This is a genomic window from Bacillus sp. FSL K6-1003, from assembly GCF_037964945.1.
Taxonomy (GTDB): Bacteria; Bacillota; Bacilli; order Bacillales; family Bacillaceae; genus Bacillus; species Bacillus mojavensis.
In genome coordinates, this window is the sequence record NZ_CP150176.1 from 803,516 (window position 1) to 819,553 (window position 16,038).

16 protein-coding genes and 1 pseudogene are annotated in these 16,038 nt (G+C 45.3%); 8 read left to right on the top strand and 9 right to left on the bottom strand.

The annotated features are described in order from the left end of the window. Positions 1-84: 84 nt before the first annotated feature. The gene (locus NSU16_RS04070) at positions 85-1,521 is read left to right on the top strand and encodes an anion permease (protein ID WP_326329334.1); all 1,437 of its coding nucleotides are present in this window, start codon (positions 85-87) and stop codon (positions 1,519-1,521) included. A 759-nt stretch (positions 1,522-2,280) separates the two neighbouring features. On the opposite strand, the gene NSU16_RS04075 is transcribed toward NSU16_RS04070, so the two are convergent. Genes NSU16_RS04075 through NSU16_RS04090 form a run of 4 tightly spaced genes read right to left on the bottom strand, consistent with a single transcriptional unit; the run spans position 2,281 to position 6,122 of the window. Next, positions 2,281-2,952, bottom strand: coding sequence for a glycosyltransferase family protein (locus NSU16_RS04075; RefSeq protein ID WP_339192159.1), 672 nt, complete (start codon positions 2,950-2,952; stop codon positions 2,281-2,283). Beyond that, complete coding sequence (locus tag NSU16_RS04080) at positions 2,949-3,656, bottom strand: class I SAM-dependent methyltransferase (protein WP_339192160.1); 708 nt, start codon at positions 3,654-3,656, stop codon at positions 2,949-2,951. Before NSU16_RS04080 ends, NSU16_RS04075 begins: the two co-directional genes overlap by 4 nt. Then, positions 3,643-4,749 carry a glycosyltransferase gene (locus tag NSU16_RS04085; RefSeq protein ID WP_268505999.1) on the bottom strand — a complete coding sequence of 369 codons (1,107 nt, stop codon included), beginning with the start codon at positions 4,747-4,749 and terminating at the stop codon, positions 3,643-3,645. The genes NSU16_RS04080 and NSU16_RS04085 overlap by 14 nt, the downstream gene beginning before the upstream one ends. Continuing rightward, on the bottom strand, positions 4,746-6,122 hold the full coding sequence (locus tag NSU16_RS04090) for a glycosyltransferase (protein WP_339192161.1): 1,377 nt from the start codon (positions 6,120-6,122) through the stop codon (positions 4,746-4,748). Before NSU16_RS04090 ends, NSU16_RS04085 begins: the two co-directional genes overlap by 4 nt. A gap of 233 nt (positions 6,123-6,355) precedes the next feature. On the opposite strand from NSU16_RS04090, the pseudogene NSU16_RS04095 reads away from it, so the two are divergent. The 6 genes and pseudogenes from NSU16_RS04095 to nosA all read left to right on the top strand — a co-directional run bounded on the left by NSU16_RS04095 (position 6,356) and on the right by nosA (position 13,162). After that, a pseudogene (locus NSU16_RS04095) lies at positions 6,356-7,988 on the top strand (sensor histidine kinase). Continuing rightward, entirely contained in the window at positions 7,960-8,640 is a 681-nt protein-coding gene (locus NSU16_RS04100; protein ID WP_010333368.1) for a response regulator, read from the top strand. Before NSU16_RS04095 ends, NSU16_RS04100 begins: the two are co-directional and overlap by 29 nt. 2 nt (positions 8,641-8,642) lie before the next feature. Next, on the top strand, positions 8,643-9,602 hold the full coding sequence (locus tag NSU16_RS04105; RefSeq protein WP_326331696.1) for a tripartite tricarboxylate transporter substrate binding protein: 960 nt from the start codon (positions 8,643-8,645) through the stop codon (positions 9,600-9,602). Positions 9,603-9,799: 197 nt separating this feature from the next. Further along, complete coding sequence (gene citM, locus NSU16_RS04110) at positions 9,800-11,101, top strand: citrate transporter CitM (protein WP_268450848.1); 1,302 nt, start codon at positions 9,800-9,802, stop codon at positions 11,099-11,101. Positions 11,102-11,156: 55 nt separating this feature from the next. Continuing rightward, positions 11,157-11,951, top strand: a complete 795-nt coding sequence (locus NSU16_RS04115; protein ID WP_339192162.1) for an MBL fold metallo-hydrolase — start codon at positions 11,157-11,159, stop codon at positions 11,949-11,951. A 119-nt stretch (positions 11,952-12,070) separates the two neighbouring features. Further along, positions 12,071-13,162 carry a nitric oxide synthase gene (nosA, locus tag NSU16_RS04120; RefSeq protein ID WP_326332171.1) on the top strand — a complete coding sequence of 364 codons (1,092 nt, stop codon included), beginning with the start codon at positions 12,071-12,073 and terminating at the stop codon, positions 13,160-13,162. On the opposite strand, the gene NSU16_RS04125 is transcribed toward nosA, so the two are convergent. Beyond that, on the bottom strand, positions 13,153-13,428 hold the full coding sequence (locus NSU16_RS04125) for an acylphosphatase (protein WP_339192163.1): 276 nt from the start codon (positions 13,426-13,428) through the stop codon (positions 13,153-13,155). The two genes, nosA and NSU16_RS04125, sit on opposite strands and share 10 nt — an antisense overlap. Positions 13,429-13,494: 66 nt before the next feature. Between NSU16_RS04125 and NSU16_RS04130 the strand changes: the two genes are divergently transcribed. Continuing rightward, complete coding sequence (locus NSU16_RS04130) at positions 13,495-14,160, top strand: MOSC domain-containing protein (protein ID WP_339192164.1); 666 nt, start codon at positions 13,495-13,497, stop codon at positions 14,158-14,160. A 37-nt stretch (positions 14,161-14,197) separates the two neighbouring features. On the opposite strand, the gene NSU16_RS04135 is transcribed toward NSU16_RS04130, so the two are convergent. The 4 genes from NSU16_RS04135 to map all read right to left on the bottom strand — a co-directional run bounded on the left by NSU16_RS04135 (position 14,198) and on the right by map (position 15,892). After that, the gene (locus NSU16_RS04135; protein ID WP_010333376.1) at positions 14,198-14,335 is read right to left on the bottom strand and encodes a YflJ family protein; all 138 of its coding nucleotides are present in this window, start codon (positions 14,333-14,335) and stop codon (positions 14,198-14,200) included. A gap of 159 nt (positions 14,336-14,494) precedes the next feature. After that, positions 14,495-14,650 carry a hypothetical protein gene (locus tag NSU16_RS04140; protein ID WP_010333377.1) on the bottom strand — a complete coding sequence of 52 codons (156 nt, stop codon included), beginning with the start codon at positions 14,648-14,650 and terminating at the stop codon, positions 14,495-14,497. A 105-nt stretch (positions 14,651-14,755) separates the two neighbouring features. Beyond that, positions 14,756-15,070, bottom strand: coding sequence for a DUF3243 family protein (locus NSU16_RS04145; protein WP_010333378.1), 315 nt, complete (start codon positions 15,068-15,070; stop codon positions 14,756-14,758). A gap of 72 nt (positions 15,071-15,142) precedes the next feature. Then, complete coding sequence (map, locus tag NSU16_RS04150) at positions 15,143-15,892, bottom strand: type I methionyl aminopeptidase (protein ID WP_010333379.1); 750 nt, start codon at positions 15,890-15,892, stop codon at positions 15,143-15,145. Between the last annotated feature and the right edge of the window lie 146 nt (positions 15,893-16,038).

Sequence of the window (16,038 nt, forward strand, 5' to 3'; positions counted from 1 at the left end):
ATTAATTAAAATGTTTATTAACTTAGTTAAGGAGTAGAATGGGAAAGGGGATCGGAAAACAAGTATATAGGAGGAGACCTATTTATGGCTTCAGAAAAAGACGCAGGAAAACAGTCATCAGTAAAGCTTGTTCCATTGCTTATTACTGTCGCTGTGGGACTAATCATCTGGTTTATTCCCGCTCCGTCCGGACTTGAACCTAAAGCATGGCATTTGTTTGCGATTTTCGTCGCGACAATTATCGGCTTTATCTCCAAGCCCTTGCCAATGGGTGCAATTGCAATTTTTGCATTGGCGGTTACTGCACTAACTGGAACATTATCAATTGAGGATACATTAAGCGGATTCGGGAATAAGACCATCTGGCTTATCGTCATCGCATTCTTTATTTCCCGGGGATTTATCAAGACCGGGCTAGGTGCGAGAATTTCGTATGTATTCGTTCAGAAATTCGGGAAGAAAACCCTTGGACTTTCTTATTCACTGCTGTTCAGTGATTTAATATTATCACCTGCTATTCCAAGTAATACGGCGCGTGCAGGAGGCATTATATTTCCTATTATCAGATCATTATCCGAAACATTCGGATCAAGCCCGGCAGATGGAACAGAAAGAAAAATTGGTGCTTTCTTATTAAAAACCGGTTTTCAGGGAAACTTGATTACATCTGCTATGTTCCTGACGGCGATGGCGGCAAACCCGCTGATTGCCAAGCTGGCCCATGATGTCGCAGGGGTGGACTTAACATGGACAAGCTGGGCAATTGCCGCGATTGTTCCGGGACTTGTAAGTTTAATCATCACGCCGCTTGTGATTTACAAGCTGTATCCGCCGGAAATTAAAGAAACACCGGACGCAGCGAAAATCGCAACCGAAAAACTGAAAGAAATGGGACCATTTAAAAAATCAGAGCTTTCTATGGTTATTGTGTTTCTTTTAGTGCTTGTTCTTTGGATTTTTGGCGGCAGCTTCAACATCGACGCAACTACAACCGCATTGATTGGGTTGTCAGTTCTTTTATTATCACAGGTTCTGACTTGGGATGATATCAAGAAAGAACAGGGCGCTTGGGATACGCTCACTTGGTTTGCGGCGCTCGTTATGCTGGCCAACTTCCTGAATGAATTAGGCATGGTTTCTTGGTTCAGCAACGCCATGAAATCATCTGTATCTGGATTCTCTTGGATTGTGGCATTTTTAATTTTAATTGTTGTGTATTATTACTCTCACTATTTCTTTGCAAGTGCGACGGCTCACATCAGTGCGATGTATTCAGCATTTTTGGCTGTGGTCGTGGCAGCGGGCGCACCGCCGCTTTTAGCAGCGCTGAGCCTCGCATTCTTCAGCAATCTGTTCGGGTCAACAACCCACTACGGTTCTGGAGCGGCTCCGGTCTTCTTCGGAGCAGGCTACATTTCGCAAGGCAAATGGTGGTCTATCGGATTTATCCTGTCGATCGTTCATATTGTCACATGGCTTGTGATCGGCGGGTTATGGTGGAAAGTACTAGGTATATGGTAAAGTCTAAGCTTGAAGAGAAGATTTTCTCTTCAAGCTTTTTACTATTAAAATAAAATAACAGAATATTTACAAAAATATTAAAAAAGAGAAATTTAAAGTATTTACTAAAATTCCAACTCATGATATTATTTACTCAATTAGTCCACATAAACCTTAGGTGTAATTTTATGTAAATTGGTAGAGGAGGGTTCTTGTGGAGTTATTATTTTGCAATATAAATTAAAGAGAGTTCGATCTTCAAATGTAATATGAAAAATTAACAATATTTATCTGAATATTCAGTCTTTAAAGGAGGTGATTTCATGTTGGAACTTCTTTTAGACTTGTTTGTCTCTATCTCAATTGGTTAATTGCATTAAAACATGATTTCATTAATGCATGAAAGGAGAAGAGAACATGTTGGAACTTCTTTTAAATCTACTTATCTCAATTAACTAAACCCTTAATTGATTACATAATGGCTTCAATTTACTCTGATAAAAGTTAGAATTCCTATGCACCAGGGCGCAATAGAACTTATTTTTATTAATAATATTAGCAGAAAAATTTAGCAACCCAAAAAGGTAATAGGCCTCACAAAGATTGTAGAAAAAACATGTATTTTCTACAATCTTTTTTCATTTTGAAGGTTTCCTAAGTAGCCTATTTGGGCTTGAAATCGAGAAAAACCACTTGCAATCTTTTCGCTAACTTCGGCTTTTTCAATTGCAAAAGCTAAATGAGACCAGCAGCGCATTAGATGTGCCTATTAAAGCCTCCTCATGATTTAAAATACTCCCTCAAAAATTTTTCAAGGTAATCAGAATACTGGTCAGAATCAAACTCATTGCCGCATGCATGTATGACCCATGGCTCTTTCTGATGGGGGATGCCGACCAAATACCCCTTTTTCCTGAACTCAAAGCATTGCGAAGTATCATACAAATGCCAGCCGTCAAAGATCTCTTTCCGCCACGGGAGATCGTACTGGGTGGCCAGCAATAAACCGTCTAATGCTTCAACTGTTTTTACGGTCTCGTCTATCTCATCAAACGACAAATAGCTATACGTACTGCGGTATTCAATGACTTTTCCCGCTTTTTTAGAAGCCTCCCACCAGATCCCGCTTTGCGGCACTTCTTCAGCTCCTATGACGCCTATCATGCCAAGCGCATCGTTCTGCTGAAAGACATGCAGGATATCGTAAATAAATGAACGATTGATGATAAATGTATCCTGATGTACATACACTTTATATTTTGCGTCTGACTGATGCATTGCCGCCTGGTAGCCGGAGGCCATACTGTCAGCCTTTCGGATATCAATTAACTCAACCTCCATATGCGGCGGCACTGATAGAGACTGGATATGTCTCAGGCAGAGGTCATAAAGGGTGTCATCATTAACACATGTAATGAAGCAAATGGAATTTTCATTTAGATGCTGTTTCATCTTTTTTGCGCCTTTATGACATATTGATAGGCCCTGGCTTCCTCCTCGAAATTTGCATGGTGAATTCCCATGTTTGCTTTGACATGTGTCAGTTTGCTGATCATTTTTTCATAATAGTGAGTCGTAAAGGAAATAGGCTCAATTTGGCTGACCTTGTAACCCGTTTCATGAAACATTTTCTTCATTTCCTGCAAGGTGAAGAAACGGAAGTGTGTTTTATCGAGCAGCCCAGCCTGTGTATACGTCCATTTGCCGGACAGCAGACTTTCAAAAATTGAGATATGCCCGATATTCGGAATGCTTGCCAAAATGCTCCCTGTTTCGTTTACGTAAGGCTTCATGTTAGCTAACACTGCCCAAGGGTCTATTAAGTGCTCCAATACATCCCCGAAGATGACGTGATCAAATGTGTTTTTTTCAAAAGGCAGCTTCAGTGTTTCGATGTCTCCTGTTATCACTTCGTCAATGTGATGAGCGGCTTTTTCGGCAGCGGGCGGATATGATTCAATCCCATAATAGGAGCATTTCGTTTTTTTCTTAACAGCTGCGCCAAACAGGCCTTCAGCACAACCGACTTCGAGAATGGTTTTCGCATGGGGTTCTACCAGGTCAAACAGCTGCCGGTTGATGCCTTTGTAATATTCTTTATCTTTTCGCTCATATTCTTTCATAGAATCAGCAAGTGACCTTTTATTGATTTCCATGATGTTCACCTCCGGAGCCAGCCTGCTGCTGCAGGATTTCTTCAAAGTATGTTTTGTTGGCAAGCATTCTTGAATCATGAGGACGGTATTGTAAAGCCGATTCATTATGCTGATAGGCAAGCTGATGCTGGCCAAGCTTATCGTAGCAAACGGCTAATTGTAAGTGGGGCAGCCAGGTGGCGCAGGCGCGGTTTTGAAAAGCCAAGCTTTCTGAGCCTCTATTTTCAATTGCTTTTTCATACCAATAGACCGCGCTTTGGACATCGTTTTTTTCTAAAAAAGAGAACCCCAATCTGCAGCACGTTTCCGCTCTGGGAGGCCCGTAGACGAGCGTGTGGAGCACCCAGCTTAATTCTTTTTCCTTCAATCCCAATGAATGATAGCAATCTGCTAATTTATTGCATGCTCTGATATTATCCTCGACCCACCCCTGCTTGGTTTTCAAAAAACGCAAATAGTATTCTATCGCTTTTTCTATTTTTCCGTGATCACACAGCTCGTTTGCATAGTAAAATAAATCTCTTGGCGAAAAATCCTTCCCTGACGAGGCCATGTTTTCATAAATTCGCAGATTTCGGTGAGCGTCATGGCTAAGCGGCATATGAGAAACCGCTGCGTCACTGTGTTGGAGATTTCCGTACACCTCTAAATATTCATGGACCGCACCGATCCACTTAAAGCCCCTTTCCCGTTTTACGAGCCGGTATCTTCGTAAGCTGGATGTGACGTTGCCTTCTTCATCAAACGCCAGGTGATAGTTCATTGATACCGCGTCAATATGCGGATCAAGCGTTCTTTTTAGTTCCAAGAACAGTTCTTGATCCTTCTCGGTAAATACATCATCGGCATCAAGCCATAAAATATAGTCAGCTGTTGCCTGCTGAAACGAAAAATTTCGAGCGGCCGCAAAATCGTCTATCCATTCAAAATCAAAGATACGGTCTGTATAACGGGCAGCGATGTCTTTCGTCTGATCAACTGAGCCGGTATCCACGATGTTAATTTCATCAGCAATCCTCCGCACAGAATCTAAGCAGCGGCCGATGACGGCTTCCTCATTTTTCACGATCATACATAGACTGATAGAAATCAAATCGCCACCTCCGCTTCAGGCTGTTTTTTCTTCATTGCATGGACAAACATGTAATCAATTTGAGCATGTTTTGACAAGTCATCTAAAGGCAAACCAAATTGCCCGGCAAGATATTCAGCTTCTTGTAAAAATAGCTGTATGTTCGATTCAGGAACGGCTGAATGAGAGGTGGTTGATTTTATGTCATAAAGGTGTTCGGGAAATAGTGTGTTTACGTTTTGAGGCGTGATGAAATGTGTGTGTGCTGGTGTTCCGCATAATAATGAGAAAAGCGTGTCTGCATAAGCTGTATTCGGGATGCTGCAAATCAATGAACCTGAAGGCTTTAGATAAAGGGCAAGAGCCTCAATCGTTTGCTGGGGATACATCGCGCAGTTCAAAAGGTCTCCTATCAAAATGGCATTGAAAAAAGCTTCAGGATAAGGAAGGCGGCATGTTTCGGTATCGGCAGAAGTGACTTGTTCATAATAGGCGCTTGCTATTGTACGTAGCAATGTATCTTCTTCAATGCCGTGCAATGTACAGGTTTGCCGGTTCAACAGCTCTACACCCGCAGCTCCTGCGCCGCAGCCGATATGCAGGATGGAGCGGGCTTTTGAAGGCACAAGGGCTGTCAGCTCTGGCTGGGGATCAATAAAAGCCGTCACATCCTGCTTCCATTTATCTACGAAGGCTTGGCGGTTGACCTGATATAGTCGGCTGATACTTACATCCGGATTGCCGGAAAACGTGGCATGCCCGTGATGATGCACGAACGAATCAAGGGCGATTTTCAGCTGATAACCGGCCTGCAGAGCGCGAAGGCACAAATCATCGTCCTCAAATGAACCGCCTCCAAAACGCTCGTCAAAGCCGCCGATTTTGTCCAACACCTCTTTTTTGACAAGAAGGCAAAATCCGACCAGCCTTAAAACGCTTCTTGATTTGCCCCGGTGCCGCATGCAATGGCGCTGAGAAAAATCTTCAATTCCTTCTAAACTGGTGTAATCAACTGAAATTTGCTGAGGCCCGCTGACATAATTGCTTACAGGCCCGACCATGCCGATTTTATCATTATGATAAAGCAGCTTGATCATCGGCTCCAGCCAATAATTCGTCACAACAGTATCATTGTTTAAAAAAAGAACATTGTCTCCAGAAGCGGCCTCAAGGCCTTGATTGCAGGCTTTCGCGAACCCCTTGTTTGTTTCATTAAAAATCGTTTTGATTGAAGGAATCTGTTTGAGGTAGTCCTGTGTCCCGTCATGAGAGCCGTTATCTACAACAATCACTTCTATACAGTCATCATCGGTATGCGTCCATATGCTCTCCAAGCATTGTTTTGTCAGCGCCAATTGATTATAAGTCAGCACAATAATACTCGTTTTCACCATAACCACCGCCCTTCACCAAATCAATCAGATACTATATATATATCGAAATGTTCAGATGGAATGATTCCTTCCTGAAAAAAGGAGTGTTCAGCAAAACAGGCCGCTGGAAATCTGGAGAGGAAAAATCATGATCTGAATCATAAACTCTGATCATCAATGAAATGGATTTTGAAAAATAAGAAAATTTGCGGGAGAAAAATGGTATGATCTAGGTAGAAAGGACGGCTGGTGCTGTGGTGAAAAAGCGTTTCCATTTTTCTCTGCAAACGAAAATAATGGGGTTGATTGCGGCGCTGCTGATCTTTGTGATTGGCGTGCTGACGGTCACGTTTGCCGTTCAGCAAACAAAAGAAGGGCGAAAACAGGCAGAGCAGCTGGCGGTGCAGACGGCGAGAACGATTTCCTATATGCCGCCGGCAAAGGGACTCATCGTGACGAAAGACGGGCAAGCTGCCGAGGCGCAGGAGGTCATTGAACAAATGAAAGAACAGACCGGCGCTTATGCCATTTATGTGCTTGATGAAAAAGGAATGGTCCGAATCGCCTCGGACAATAGCGAAAATAAGCATCTGACGAGAAGCAGAGAAATCCTGTTTGGAGGCTCTCACGTCTCAGAGACAAAAGCGGATGGACAAAGGGTGATTCGTGGCAGCGCACCGATTATCGAGGAACAAAAGGGGCGCAGCCAAGTGATCGGCAGCGTGTCCGTTGATTTTCTGCAAACGAAGACAGAGCAAGGCATTAAGAGACATCTGCGAGACTTAAGCTTCATGGCTGTACTCGTGCTGCTACTTGGATTTGCCGGTGCCGCCGCGCTTGCCAAAAGCATCAGAAAGGATACGCTTGGCCTTGAACCGCACGAAATTGCCTCTCTCTATCGGGAGCGGGATGCGATGCTGCGGGCGATTAAGGAAGGGATCATCGCCACCAATCGTGATGGCATTGTAACGATGATGAACGTATCGGCGGCTGAGATGCTTAAGCTTCCCGAGCCTGTGATGAACGTGCCTGTTGATGACGTGATGCCGGGCGCAGAACTGATGTCTGTGCTTGAGCAGGAAGAAATGCAATCGAATCAGGAGGTATGTGTCAACGACCAAGTCTTTATTATCAATACAAAAGTCATGACACAAGGCGGACAGAGGTACGGAATCGTTATCAGCTTCAGAGAAAAAACAGAACTGAAAAAGCTGATTGACACGCTGACAGAGGTGCGGAAATACTCAGAGGACCTGCGCGCCCAGACTCATGAATTTTCCAATAAGCTCTACGCGATTTTAGGGCTGCTTGAGCTTGGCGAATATGAGGAAGCGATTGAACTGATTAAAGAGGAATACGCCATCCAAAATGAGCAGCATGATATTTTATTCCAAAACATTCATTCGCAGCAGGTGCAGGCGATTTTGTTAGGAAAGATGAGCAAAGCATCGGAAAAAAAGGTGAAGCTGTCGATCGATGACAACAGCACACTAGGACCTCTTCCTCCTCATGTCGGCTTGTCTCATCTCATTACGATTATCGGCAACTTAATTGATAACGCTTTCGAAGCTGTAGCAGATCAAAGCGTACAGGAGGTCTCATGTTTTATTACAGATATCGGACGGGATGTTGTTATCGAAGTATCTGATACAGGGGCGGGAGTGCCGCCCGATAAGATGGAAGCGGTGTTTGAAAGAGGCTACTCTTCAAAGGGGATGAAGAGAGGCTACGGGCTCGCCAACGTAAAAGAGTCAGTGCGTGAGCTGGGAGGCTGGATCGAACTGACAAATCAAAAAAGCGGGGGAGCGGTATTTACTGTTTTTATACCGAAGGAGAAACAGACAAAGGGGGAATCCATTTGATTCACATCGTGATTGCGGAGGATGATTTTCGGGTTGCGCAAATCCATGAGAGATTGATTCAGCAGCTAGATGGATTCAGCATTATCGGCAAAGCGGGCAATGCCAAAGAGACAATGTTGCTTTTAAAGACACACAAAACGGATTTGCTGTTATTGGATATTTATATGCCGGACGAGCTCGGAACAGCATTGATTCCAGAGATACGGAGACGGTTTCCGGACGTTGATATTATGATCATTACAGCCGCAACGGAAACCCGCCACTTACAGGAAGCGCTGCGGGCGGGAATCGCAAACTATTTGATAAAGCCCGTAACGGCTGATAAGTTCAAGCAGGTGCTGCTCCAGTATAAAGAAAAAAGGCAGGTGCTGCTGTCTCAGCCGGAGGTCAGCCAATCCATGATTGACCATATTTTCGGGGGCGCCCCTAAGGAAGCTGTCACTGCGGAGAATTTGCCGACAGGCATCAATCCGATCACGCTGAAAAAAATCAAAGAGGCGCTGCGTACTGCGGCCGGAGGGATGACAGCGGAAGAACTCGGAGAAACAATGGGCGCGTCACGAACAACAGCCCGCCGTTATGCCGAGTATCTTGTGTCTAAGGAAGAAGCGCGAGCCGAGCTGGAGTATGGGATTATCGGCAGACCGGAGAGAAAGTATTATTTGGCGGCTGAATAGTCATGAAAAAACTTGTGATCATATTCATTTGTCTATTAGTCTTCACACAAGGTGATATCCGGCAGGCGGCCGCTCCCCGACTGCCGGACGGGCCGGTTGAGATCGTTGTGCCTGCCGAGCCTTCCGGGGGCTGGGATGTAACGGCGCAGGCCATCCAATCCGTGCTCAGGCAAAAACAGCTGATGAAAGGCAGTATTCATCTTGTGTATAAGCCCGGGAGCGGAGGCGACAAAGGCTGGAAATATGTCAACCAAAGCGGTAAGCAGACCATCAGTATGATGTCCAGTTTAATCCTGAGCAATTACCTGCTTGGACAAAGTAATTTAAAAACAGATGATTTTACGCCTCTGGCGATTCTCGCTAAGGAATGGCAGACTGTCGCTCTTCCGAAAGGATCGTCTATGAAAAGCGGGAAGGATGTGCTGAAGGAAATCAAGATGCATCCAGGCAAAGTCAAAATCGGTTTTTCTCCGGGGCTTGGCAATGACGATCAGCTCTCGTTCGTCAGAGCCGCTGATATGTACGGGATTGATCCTTTTGACATTGAGTTTTTACAGTTTGACAGCAGTGAAGAATTGATTCAGGCGCTTATCAGGCATGAGATTGAAGCAGCTTCCATGACCGTTTCAGAAGCCAAGCCGTACGAGCGAAACGGCGAGATTACATTAGCCGCCGTCACGTCAGAGAAAAGGCTGCCCGGTTTTCCAAAAGTGCCGACGTGGAAAGAACAGGGCATTCCGTTTGTCTTCTCTCACTGGAGAGGGGTGCTGGGACCGAAAAACATGTCTGAGGAAGAGATCTCTTACTGGGACCAAGCATTAAAAAAGGTGACATCCTCGCCCGAATGGAAAAAGAAAATAAATGAGCAGGACTGGGAAAGCTTTTATTTAAACAGCAAGGAAACGACACGGTTTCTTGAAGAACAATCAGCGTTTTATCAAACCATCATGACAGGCAATTAAGCAAAAAGCATTCTGCCGTATGCGGAATGCTTTTTGTGTTGGAGAAATGACCAAAAAGAACAAAACGGTTTTAAAAAATTAAAAATACATAAAAACCAAATTATTTACTTGAGAACGTTTTTCTCATACGATGACAAAAAGGCAAAAGGGGAATAGGGGATAAAATGTAAGCGGATTCATTTAAAGGGGGAATGAATGTGTTAGCAATCTTAGGATTTCTTATGATGCTTGTGTTTATGGTACTGATCATGACAAAACGGCTTTCTGTCCTGACAGCATTGGTTTTAACGCCGATTGTGTTTGCGCTGATAGCCGGTTTCGGGTTCACTGAAGTTGGCGATATGATGATCTCGGGGATTCAGCAGGTGGCGCCGACGGCTGTTATGATTATGTTTGCGATTTTATATTTTGGAATTATGATTGATACTGGGCTTTTTGATCCGATGGTTGCAAAAATATTAAATATGGTCAAAGGCGATCCGTTAAAAATCGTTGTCGGGACAGCGGTTCTTACGATGCTTGTTGCTTTGGATGGAGACGGTTCAACAACCTATATGATTACAACAAGCGCGATGCTTCCGCTCTATCTGCTGCTCGGCATCCGGCCGATTATATTGGCGGGAATCGCCGGAGTCGGCATGGGGATTATGAATACGATTCCGTGGGGAGGCGCGACGCCGCGGGCGGCGAGCGCGCTCGGGGTTGATCCGGCTGAGCTGACCGGGCCGATGATCCCTGTGATCGCAAGCGGAATGCTTTGTATGGTCGCAGTTTCGTATGTTCTGGGTAAAGCGGAGCGCAAACGGCTCGGTGTGATTGAGCTGAAACAGCCGGCCGATGTCAACGAACCAGCCGCTGCGGTTGAAGATGAGTGGAAGCGGCCGAAGCTTTGGTGGTTCAATTTGTTGTTAACGCTTTCATTGATAGGGTTTTTAGTATCAGGCAAAGTCAGTTTAACGGTGCTGTTTGTCATCGCATTCTGTATTGCACTTATTGTGAATTATCCGAACCTCGATCATCAGAGACAGCGTATTTCAGCACACTCAAGCAACGTGCTGGCCATTGGCTCCATGATCTTTGCAGCAGGCGTTTTTACGGGAATTTTAACAGGCACCAAAATGGTTGATGAAATGGCGATTTCGCTTGTGTCGATGATTCCTGAACAAATGGGCGGGTTTATCCCGGCGATTGTAGCCTTAACTAGCGGCATTTTCACATATCTCATGCCAAATGACGCGTATTTTTACGGAGTGCTGCCGATTTTATCAGAAACGGCTGTCGCATACGGTGTGGATAAAGTGGAAATTGCCAGGGCTTCGATTATCGGCCAGCCGATTCATATGCTGAGCCCGCTTGTGCCATCAACACATTTGCTTGTCGGGCTTGTCGGAGTCTCCATTGACGATCATCAAAAATTCGCTTTGAAATGGGCGGTTCTCGCCGTGATTGTCATGACGGTTACCGCTTTATTGATCGGAGCCATTTCGATTTCTGCATGATAATTCGGGCGGAATGACATACACTAACGGCATACAACGTACCGGAGGTGTCTACATGAGTGATCCTTATATGCCGCTGACTTCAGTCAGAAGCGGGACTGGGTTCGAAGCCGCAAAGGGTGTACATGGTCTGACCGTGCAAATTGCGAATGTCTATTTTATTCAATATCCTTCTGAACCTCATTCATTTATTTTAATAGATGCCGGCATGCCTCAATCAGCCGGCATGATTCTAAACGAAGCAAAACAGAGATTCGGCGATGACTATCACTTGAAAGCCATTATTCTGACACACGGGCACTTTGATCATATCGGGGCCATTGAAGAAATCCTTGAGCATTGGGATGTTCCTGTTTATATACATTCGCGGGAGATGCCTTTTGTAACCGGAAAAGAGGATTATCCGCCGGCGCGGCCAGACAGCAAAAGCGGGCTGGTCGCCAAGCTGTCGCCGCTGTTTCCGCGCCACTCGATCAATATTTCCGCTCATGTTCAAGCACTGCCTGAAGACGGCACTGTTCCGTTTCTGGACGAGTGGATCTGGATCGCCACACCTGGCCATACACCCGGCCATATTTCACTATTCCGCGAGGACGGCCATGTGCTTGTCGCAGGTGATGCGGTGATTACAGTTGAACAGGAAAAAATGGCGGACGTCTTCATTCAAAAACAGGAGCTTCACGGCCCGCCGGCTTATTTCACACCTGACACCGAGACGGCCGCCGAGTCCATTCAAAGACTTGCCGAACTAGAACCGGAAGCACTGCTGACCGGGCACGGCATCCCAATGACAGGCAGAAACTTTCGCAGTGATTTAATGGAATTGGCCAATCATTTATCATCCCTTTGACACTCGCAAACGCGGGTGTTTTTTTATTTGTTTTTCCAAGAAGATGCAGAAAAATCATTTGTCTTCCCGCTCAAAAACGATACAATGAGAAGCATGAATGCGATTTGGAGGAGAGTTTGTTGGAAGATAAAGAAATACTATGGAATGAAGCGAAAGCGTTTATTGCCAATTGCTATCAGGAACTCGGAAAGGAGGATGAAGTGCAAGACCGTCTCGATGATATTAAAAGTGAGATTGACCGAACTGGAAGCTATGTACATACAAAGGAAGAGCTGGCGCACGGGGCGAAAATGGCTTGGAGAAACAGCAACCGCTGCATCGGCAGACTGTTCTGGAATTCGCTGAATGTCATTGACAGACGTGACGTCCAGACAAAAGAAGAAGTACGGGACGCTTTATTGCATCACATTGAAACCGCAACAAATAACGGGAAAATCAGGCCGACGATTACGATTTTCCCTCCGGAAGAGAAGGGCGAAAAGCAGGTAGAGATCTGGAATCATCAGCTGATCCGGTACGCGGGATACGATTCCGACGGAGAAAGAATCGGCGATCCTGCTTCCCGTTCTCTTACTGCAGCCTGTGAGCAGCTTGGCTGGCGCGGAGAGCGGACTGATTTTGATTTGCTGCCGCTTATTTTCCGCATGAAGGGTGACCAACAGCCGGTCTGGTATGAGCTGCCCCGGTCACTGGTGATAGAAGTTCCGCTGACCCACCCGGAATTCGAAGCGTTTTCTGACCTGAAGCTGCAATGGTACGGCGTGCCGATTATTGCGGATATGAGGCTTGAGATCGGCGGCGTTCATTATAATGCCGCACCATTTAACGGCTGGTATATGGGAACGGAGATCGGTGCGAGAAACCTGGCTGATGAAAAGCGGTATGATAAGCTCAAAAAAGTGGCATCCGTTATCGGTATTGCCACTGATTACAATGCGGATTTATGGAAGGATCAGGCGCTTGTTGAATTGAATAAAGCTGTTTTGCATTCATATAAAAAGCACGGCGTCAGCATCGTTGATCATCATACGGCTGCAAGCCAGTTTAAACGGTTTGAAGAGCAGGAGGAAGAAGCGGGCAGAAAGCTGACGGGTGACTGGACCTGGCTGATTCCGCCGATTTCACCAGCTTCCACACATATTTTTCACAGGTCCTATGACAATTCAACCGTCAAGCCGAATTACTTTTATCAGGATAAGCCTTACGAATAGACTATTGAAAACCGATGATGGCCTTCAAGGCTGCTGGATTCAGTGACAGAGATGCCGGTAACTTTTGAAAAGGGGCTGCCTTTCTTCACGGCCTCAAGAAATGATTGCAAGGCGTTTTCCGGCCCTTCGGCCAAAATCTCGACACGCCCGTCATCACGGTTTTTGACCCAGCCGGTGAGTTTATGCTTATCGGCTTCCGCTTGAACAAAGTAGCGAAAACCGACTCCTTGAACCCGGCAGTCTGCAACGATTCGATATTGAAGCATGTAAAAACCACCTTTTCTTTTTATGATAATCAATCATTTTATATACTGTAAAGGGGATGTGTTCGTATGACATCAGCGCATTATTCCATTCTTTCTCTTAACCTGGGAAAGCCGCAGACGCTTGAATACGATGGAAAGAAAATAGAGACCGGCATCATGAAGCGGCCGGCTGCTTCCGCGGTTATGCTGTATCGGGAGAATTTTGATGGAGACGGACAGGCGGACCTCGTCAATCATGGCGGCCCTGATAAGGCTGTCTGTGTCTATCCCGCGGAGCACTATCCGTTTTGGACGGAGTTTCTCTCCAGATCGCTCCCGGACGCCGCGTTTGGTGAAAATCTCACGGTGCAAGGCCTGACTGAGGAGGACGTTTGCGTAGGGGATGTCTTTCAGCTTGATGATGCCGTTGTTCAGGTCAGCCAGCCGCGTCAGCCGTGTATAAAACTGGCCAAAAAGTTTGGTGTGAAGGATATGGTGCTGAAAGTTCAGCAAACCGGATATACAGGATTTTATTTTCGCGTGCTGGAAGAGGGCAGGGTCGCTCCGGATGCAAAGCTCGAACTGCTGTCCAGAGGCGAAAAAGGCATATCCGTCCAATTCGCAAACCATATCAAATACCATGACACAAAAAATCTCACTGCCATTGAACGGATGTTAAGTGAAGAAGCATTGTCTGAAAGCTGGAGATCTTCCTTTATCAAAAAACGGGACAGGCTGCTTTCGATTCAATAAAAAAGCCGCGCATCTAAACGTGCGCGGCTTCACCATGTCAGGATTGTTTTTTCTTTGTTTCAAGCAGGTTGGCAAGAAAATAGGTTTTATAGCTTTGAAGCTTTCTTCCTTCATATTTCGTGATGCCCTGCTTTTTTAATTCTGCCACATACCAGCCTTTACTGCCGTAATGCATGTCAGAAAACTCCTTTCCCTATCTGATTGACCAAACGATTGGCATTGTAACATCTATCAAAAGATGCTGAAAAGAGATGCGGGGGAAACTGAGTCTTTCGCACTAGTGATGCGAACTTTCTTCCTGTATGTATATGCGGAGTAAACGCTGAATATGATTTTAATGCCCGGTGAGTTTCAGCACGACAATGCCAAGTGTCATGATGCTGAACACAATACCGATATATGTAAGCATCCCGTTTTTTTTCTTAACGCCGAAAACGGTCATGATGATGCCTTCAATGAAAAAGACGATTCCAAAAATAATAAACCACATGCGGACAAAGGCTCCTTTCACAGACATTAATCCTAGTGTAGCATATCTGGATGGGCCGGGCTGTGACAATATAAAGAAGCCGGGCATACGCCCGGCTTAGGTGTTTTATTGTTTCTCAACCAATTTGACTAATAGCTGTGCCAAATGATTTTTCTCATCATCATCCGCAACGCTCCAAAGTTCCTGAAGCAGCATTTCTTCGCCGTTTTGCGGCTCTTCATGTTTCGCGAGGTAGTCTCCCAGGATCGCAGCGCTTTTGACAAGCTTGCCGTCATCTAATCCTAATTTCTTGCCCCGGTTAACTTGTTTTTTCAGGTAGTCTTTAAATTCTTCAAAGTCTTTTAAAATTTCTTCTTTTATTGTTCCGTGCATTGCATTCATTTCGTTTTCAATTTGGATTTTTTCTTGATCTCTGTTCATTACAGTGCCTCCTCCTGTGAATAGTGATGATTTACCTGTAAAAGGAGGAGGTTAAACATACGAAATGTGTTTTTACAGCTTTGTCAGGATAATCGGCTCGTCTTTGGTGATGACGATGGTGTGCTCAACTTGGGCGACCATGCTTTTATCCGGCGTCTTAAAGGTCCAGCCGTCTCCAGCTTCGACGATGGTTTCCGCTTTTGTTGAAATGAATGGTTCAAGTGCAATCACTGTGCCGTTTTTGAAGAGTGCGTTATCAAATGGATCATAATAGTTCATGATGTGGTTCGGCGCTTCGTGAAGGCTTCTGCCGATTCCGTGGCCGGTCAAGGTTTTAATGACGGTAAATCCTTGAGAACGTGCTTCATGATAAACGGCTCTCCCAATCTGATTTTGGCGCTTGCCGGCTTTTGCCTGCTGCAGGCCTTTTTGGAAAGCATCCTCCGCGCATTGGCATAGCTTATGAAGGCGTTCTTCTCCTTCACCGAGCACAAATGAGATGCCTGTATCGGAGTAGAACCCGCCGAATTCAGCAGAGATATCAATGTTCACAAGATCTCCGGCTTTTAAAATAGTGGATGTGCTTGGAATACCGTGCGCCACTTCATCATTTACACTGATGCATGTAACACCGGGAAAGTCGTATTCTTTTTCTGGAGCCGAAACAGCGCCATGCTCGTCAAGCACCGCTTTTCCGATAAGGTCAAGGTCTTTTGTACTCATGCCGGGCTCTGCTTTCCGCTTCATTTCTTCACGCGCCAGCGCTACGATTCTGCCGATTTTTTTCAGGCCTTCTAATTCTTGATCGTTTGTTACAATCATCTGTCATTCCCGCTTTCTTTTTTAAATAATCTAGTTTAAGCTTACCACAATTGGCTCTAGAATAGGAAACACGCGAACCTGAGAAAAAAGAAATAGGCCGGGAAAATTGGTATAGATCACTAGATATCTTGTATGGTATATTTTTA

Bases quoted from the DNA above. Each gene is read 5' to 3' on its own strand.
- NSU16_RS04070 (WP_326329334.1), top strand. From the start codon at position 85: ATGGCTTCAGAAAAAGACGCAGGAAAACAGTCATCAGTAAAGCTTGTT.
- NSU16_RS04075 (WP_339192159.1), bottom strand. From the start codon at position 2,952: ATGAAACAGCATCTAAATGAAAATTCCATTTGCTTCATTACATGTGTT.
- NSU16_RS04080 (WP_339192160.1), bottom strand. From the start codon at position 3,656: ATGGAAATCAATAAAAGGTCACTTGCTGATTCTATGAAAGAATATGAG.
- NSU16_RS04090 (WP_339192161.1), bottom strand. From the start codon at position 6,122: ATGGTGAAAACGAGTATTATTGTGCTGACTTATAATCAATTGGCGCTG.
- NSU16_RS04105 (WP_326331696.1), top strand. From the start codon at position 8,643: ATGAAAAAACTTGTGATCATATTCATTTGTCTATTAGTCTTCACACAA.
- NSU16_RS04115 (WP_339192162.1), top strand. From the start codon at position 11,157: ATGAGTGATCCTTATATGCCGCTGACTTCAGTCAGAAGCGGGACTGGG.
- NSU16_RS04125 (WP_339192163.1), bottom strand. From the start codon at position 13,428: ATGCTTCAATATCGAATCGTTGCAGACTGCCGGGTTCAAGGAGTCGGT.
- NSU16_RS04130 (WP_339192164.1), top strand. From the start codon at position 13,495: ATGACATCAGCGCATTATTCCATTCTTTCTCTTAACCTGGGAAAGCCG.
- NSU16_RS04135 (WP_010333376.1), bottom strand. From the start codon at position 14,335: ATGCATTACGGCAGTAAAGGCTGGTATGTGGCAGAATTAAAAAAGCAG.
- NSU16_RS04140 (WP_010333377.1), bottom strand. From the start codon at position 14,650: ATGTGGTTTATTATTTTTGGAATCGTCTTTTTCATTGAAGGCATCATC.
- NSU16_RS04145 (WP_010333378.1), bottom strand. From the start codon at position 15,070: ATGAACAGAGATCAAGAAAAAATCCAAATTGAAAACGAAATGAATGCA.
- map (WP_010333379.1), bottom strand. From the start codon at position 15,892: ATGATTGTAACAAACGATCAAGAATTAGAAGGCCTGAAAAAAATCGGC.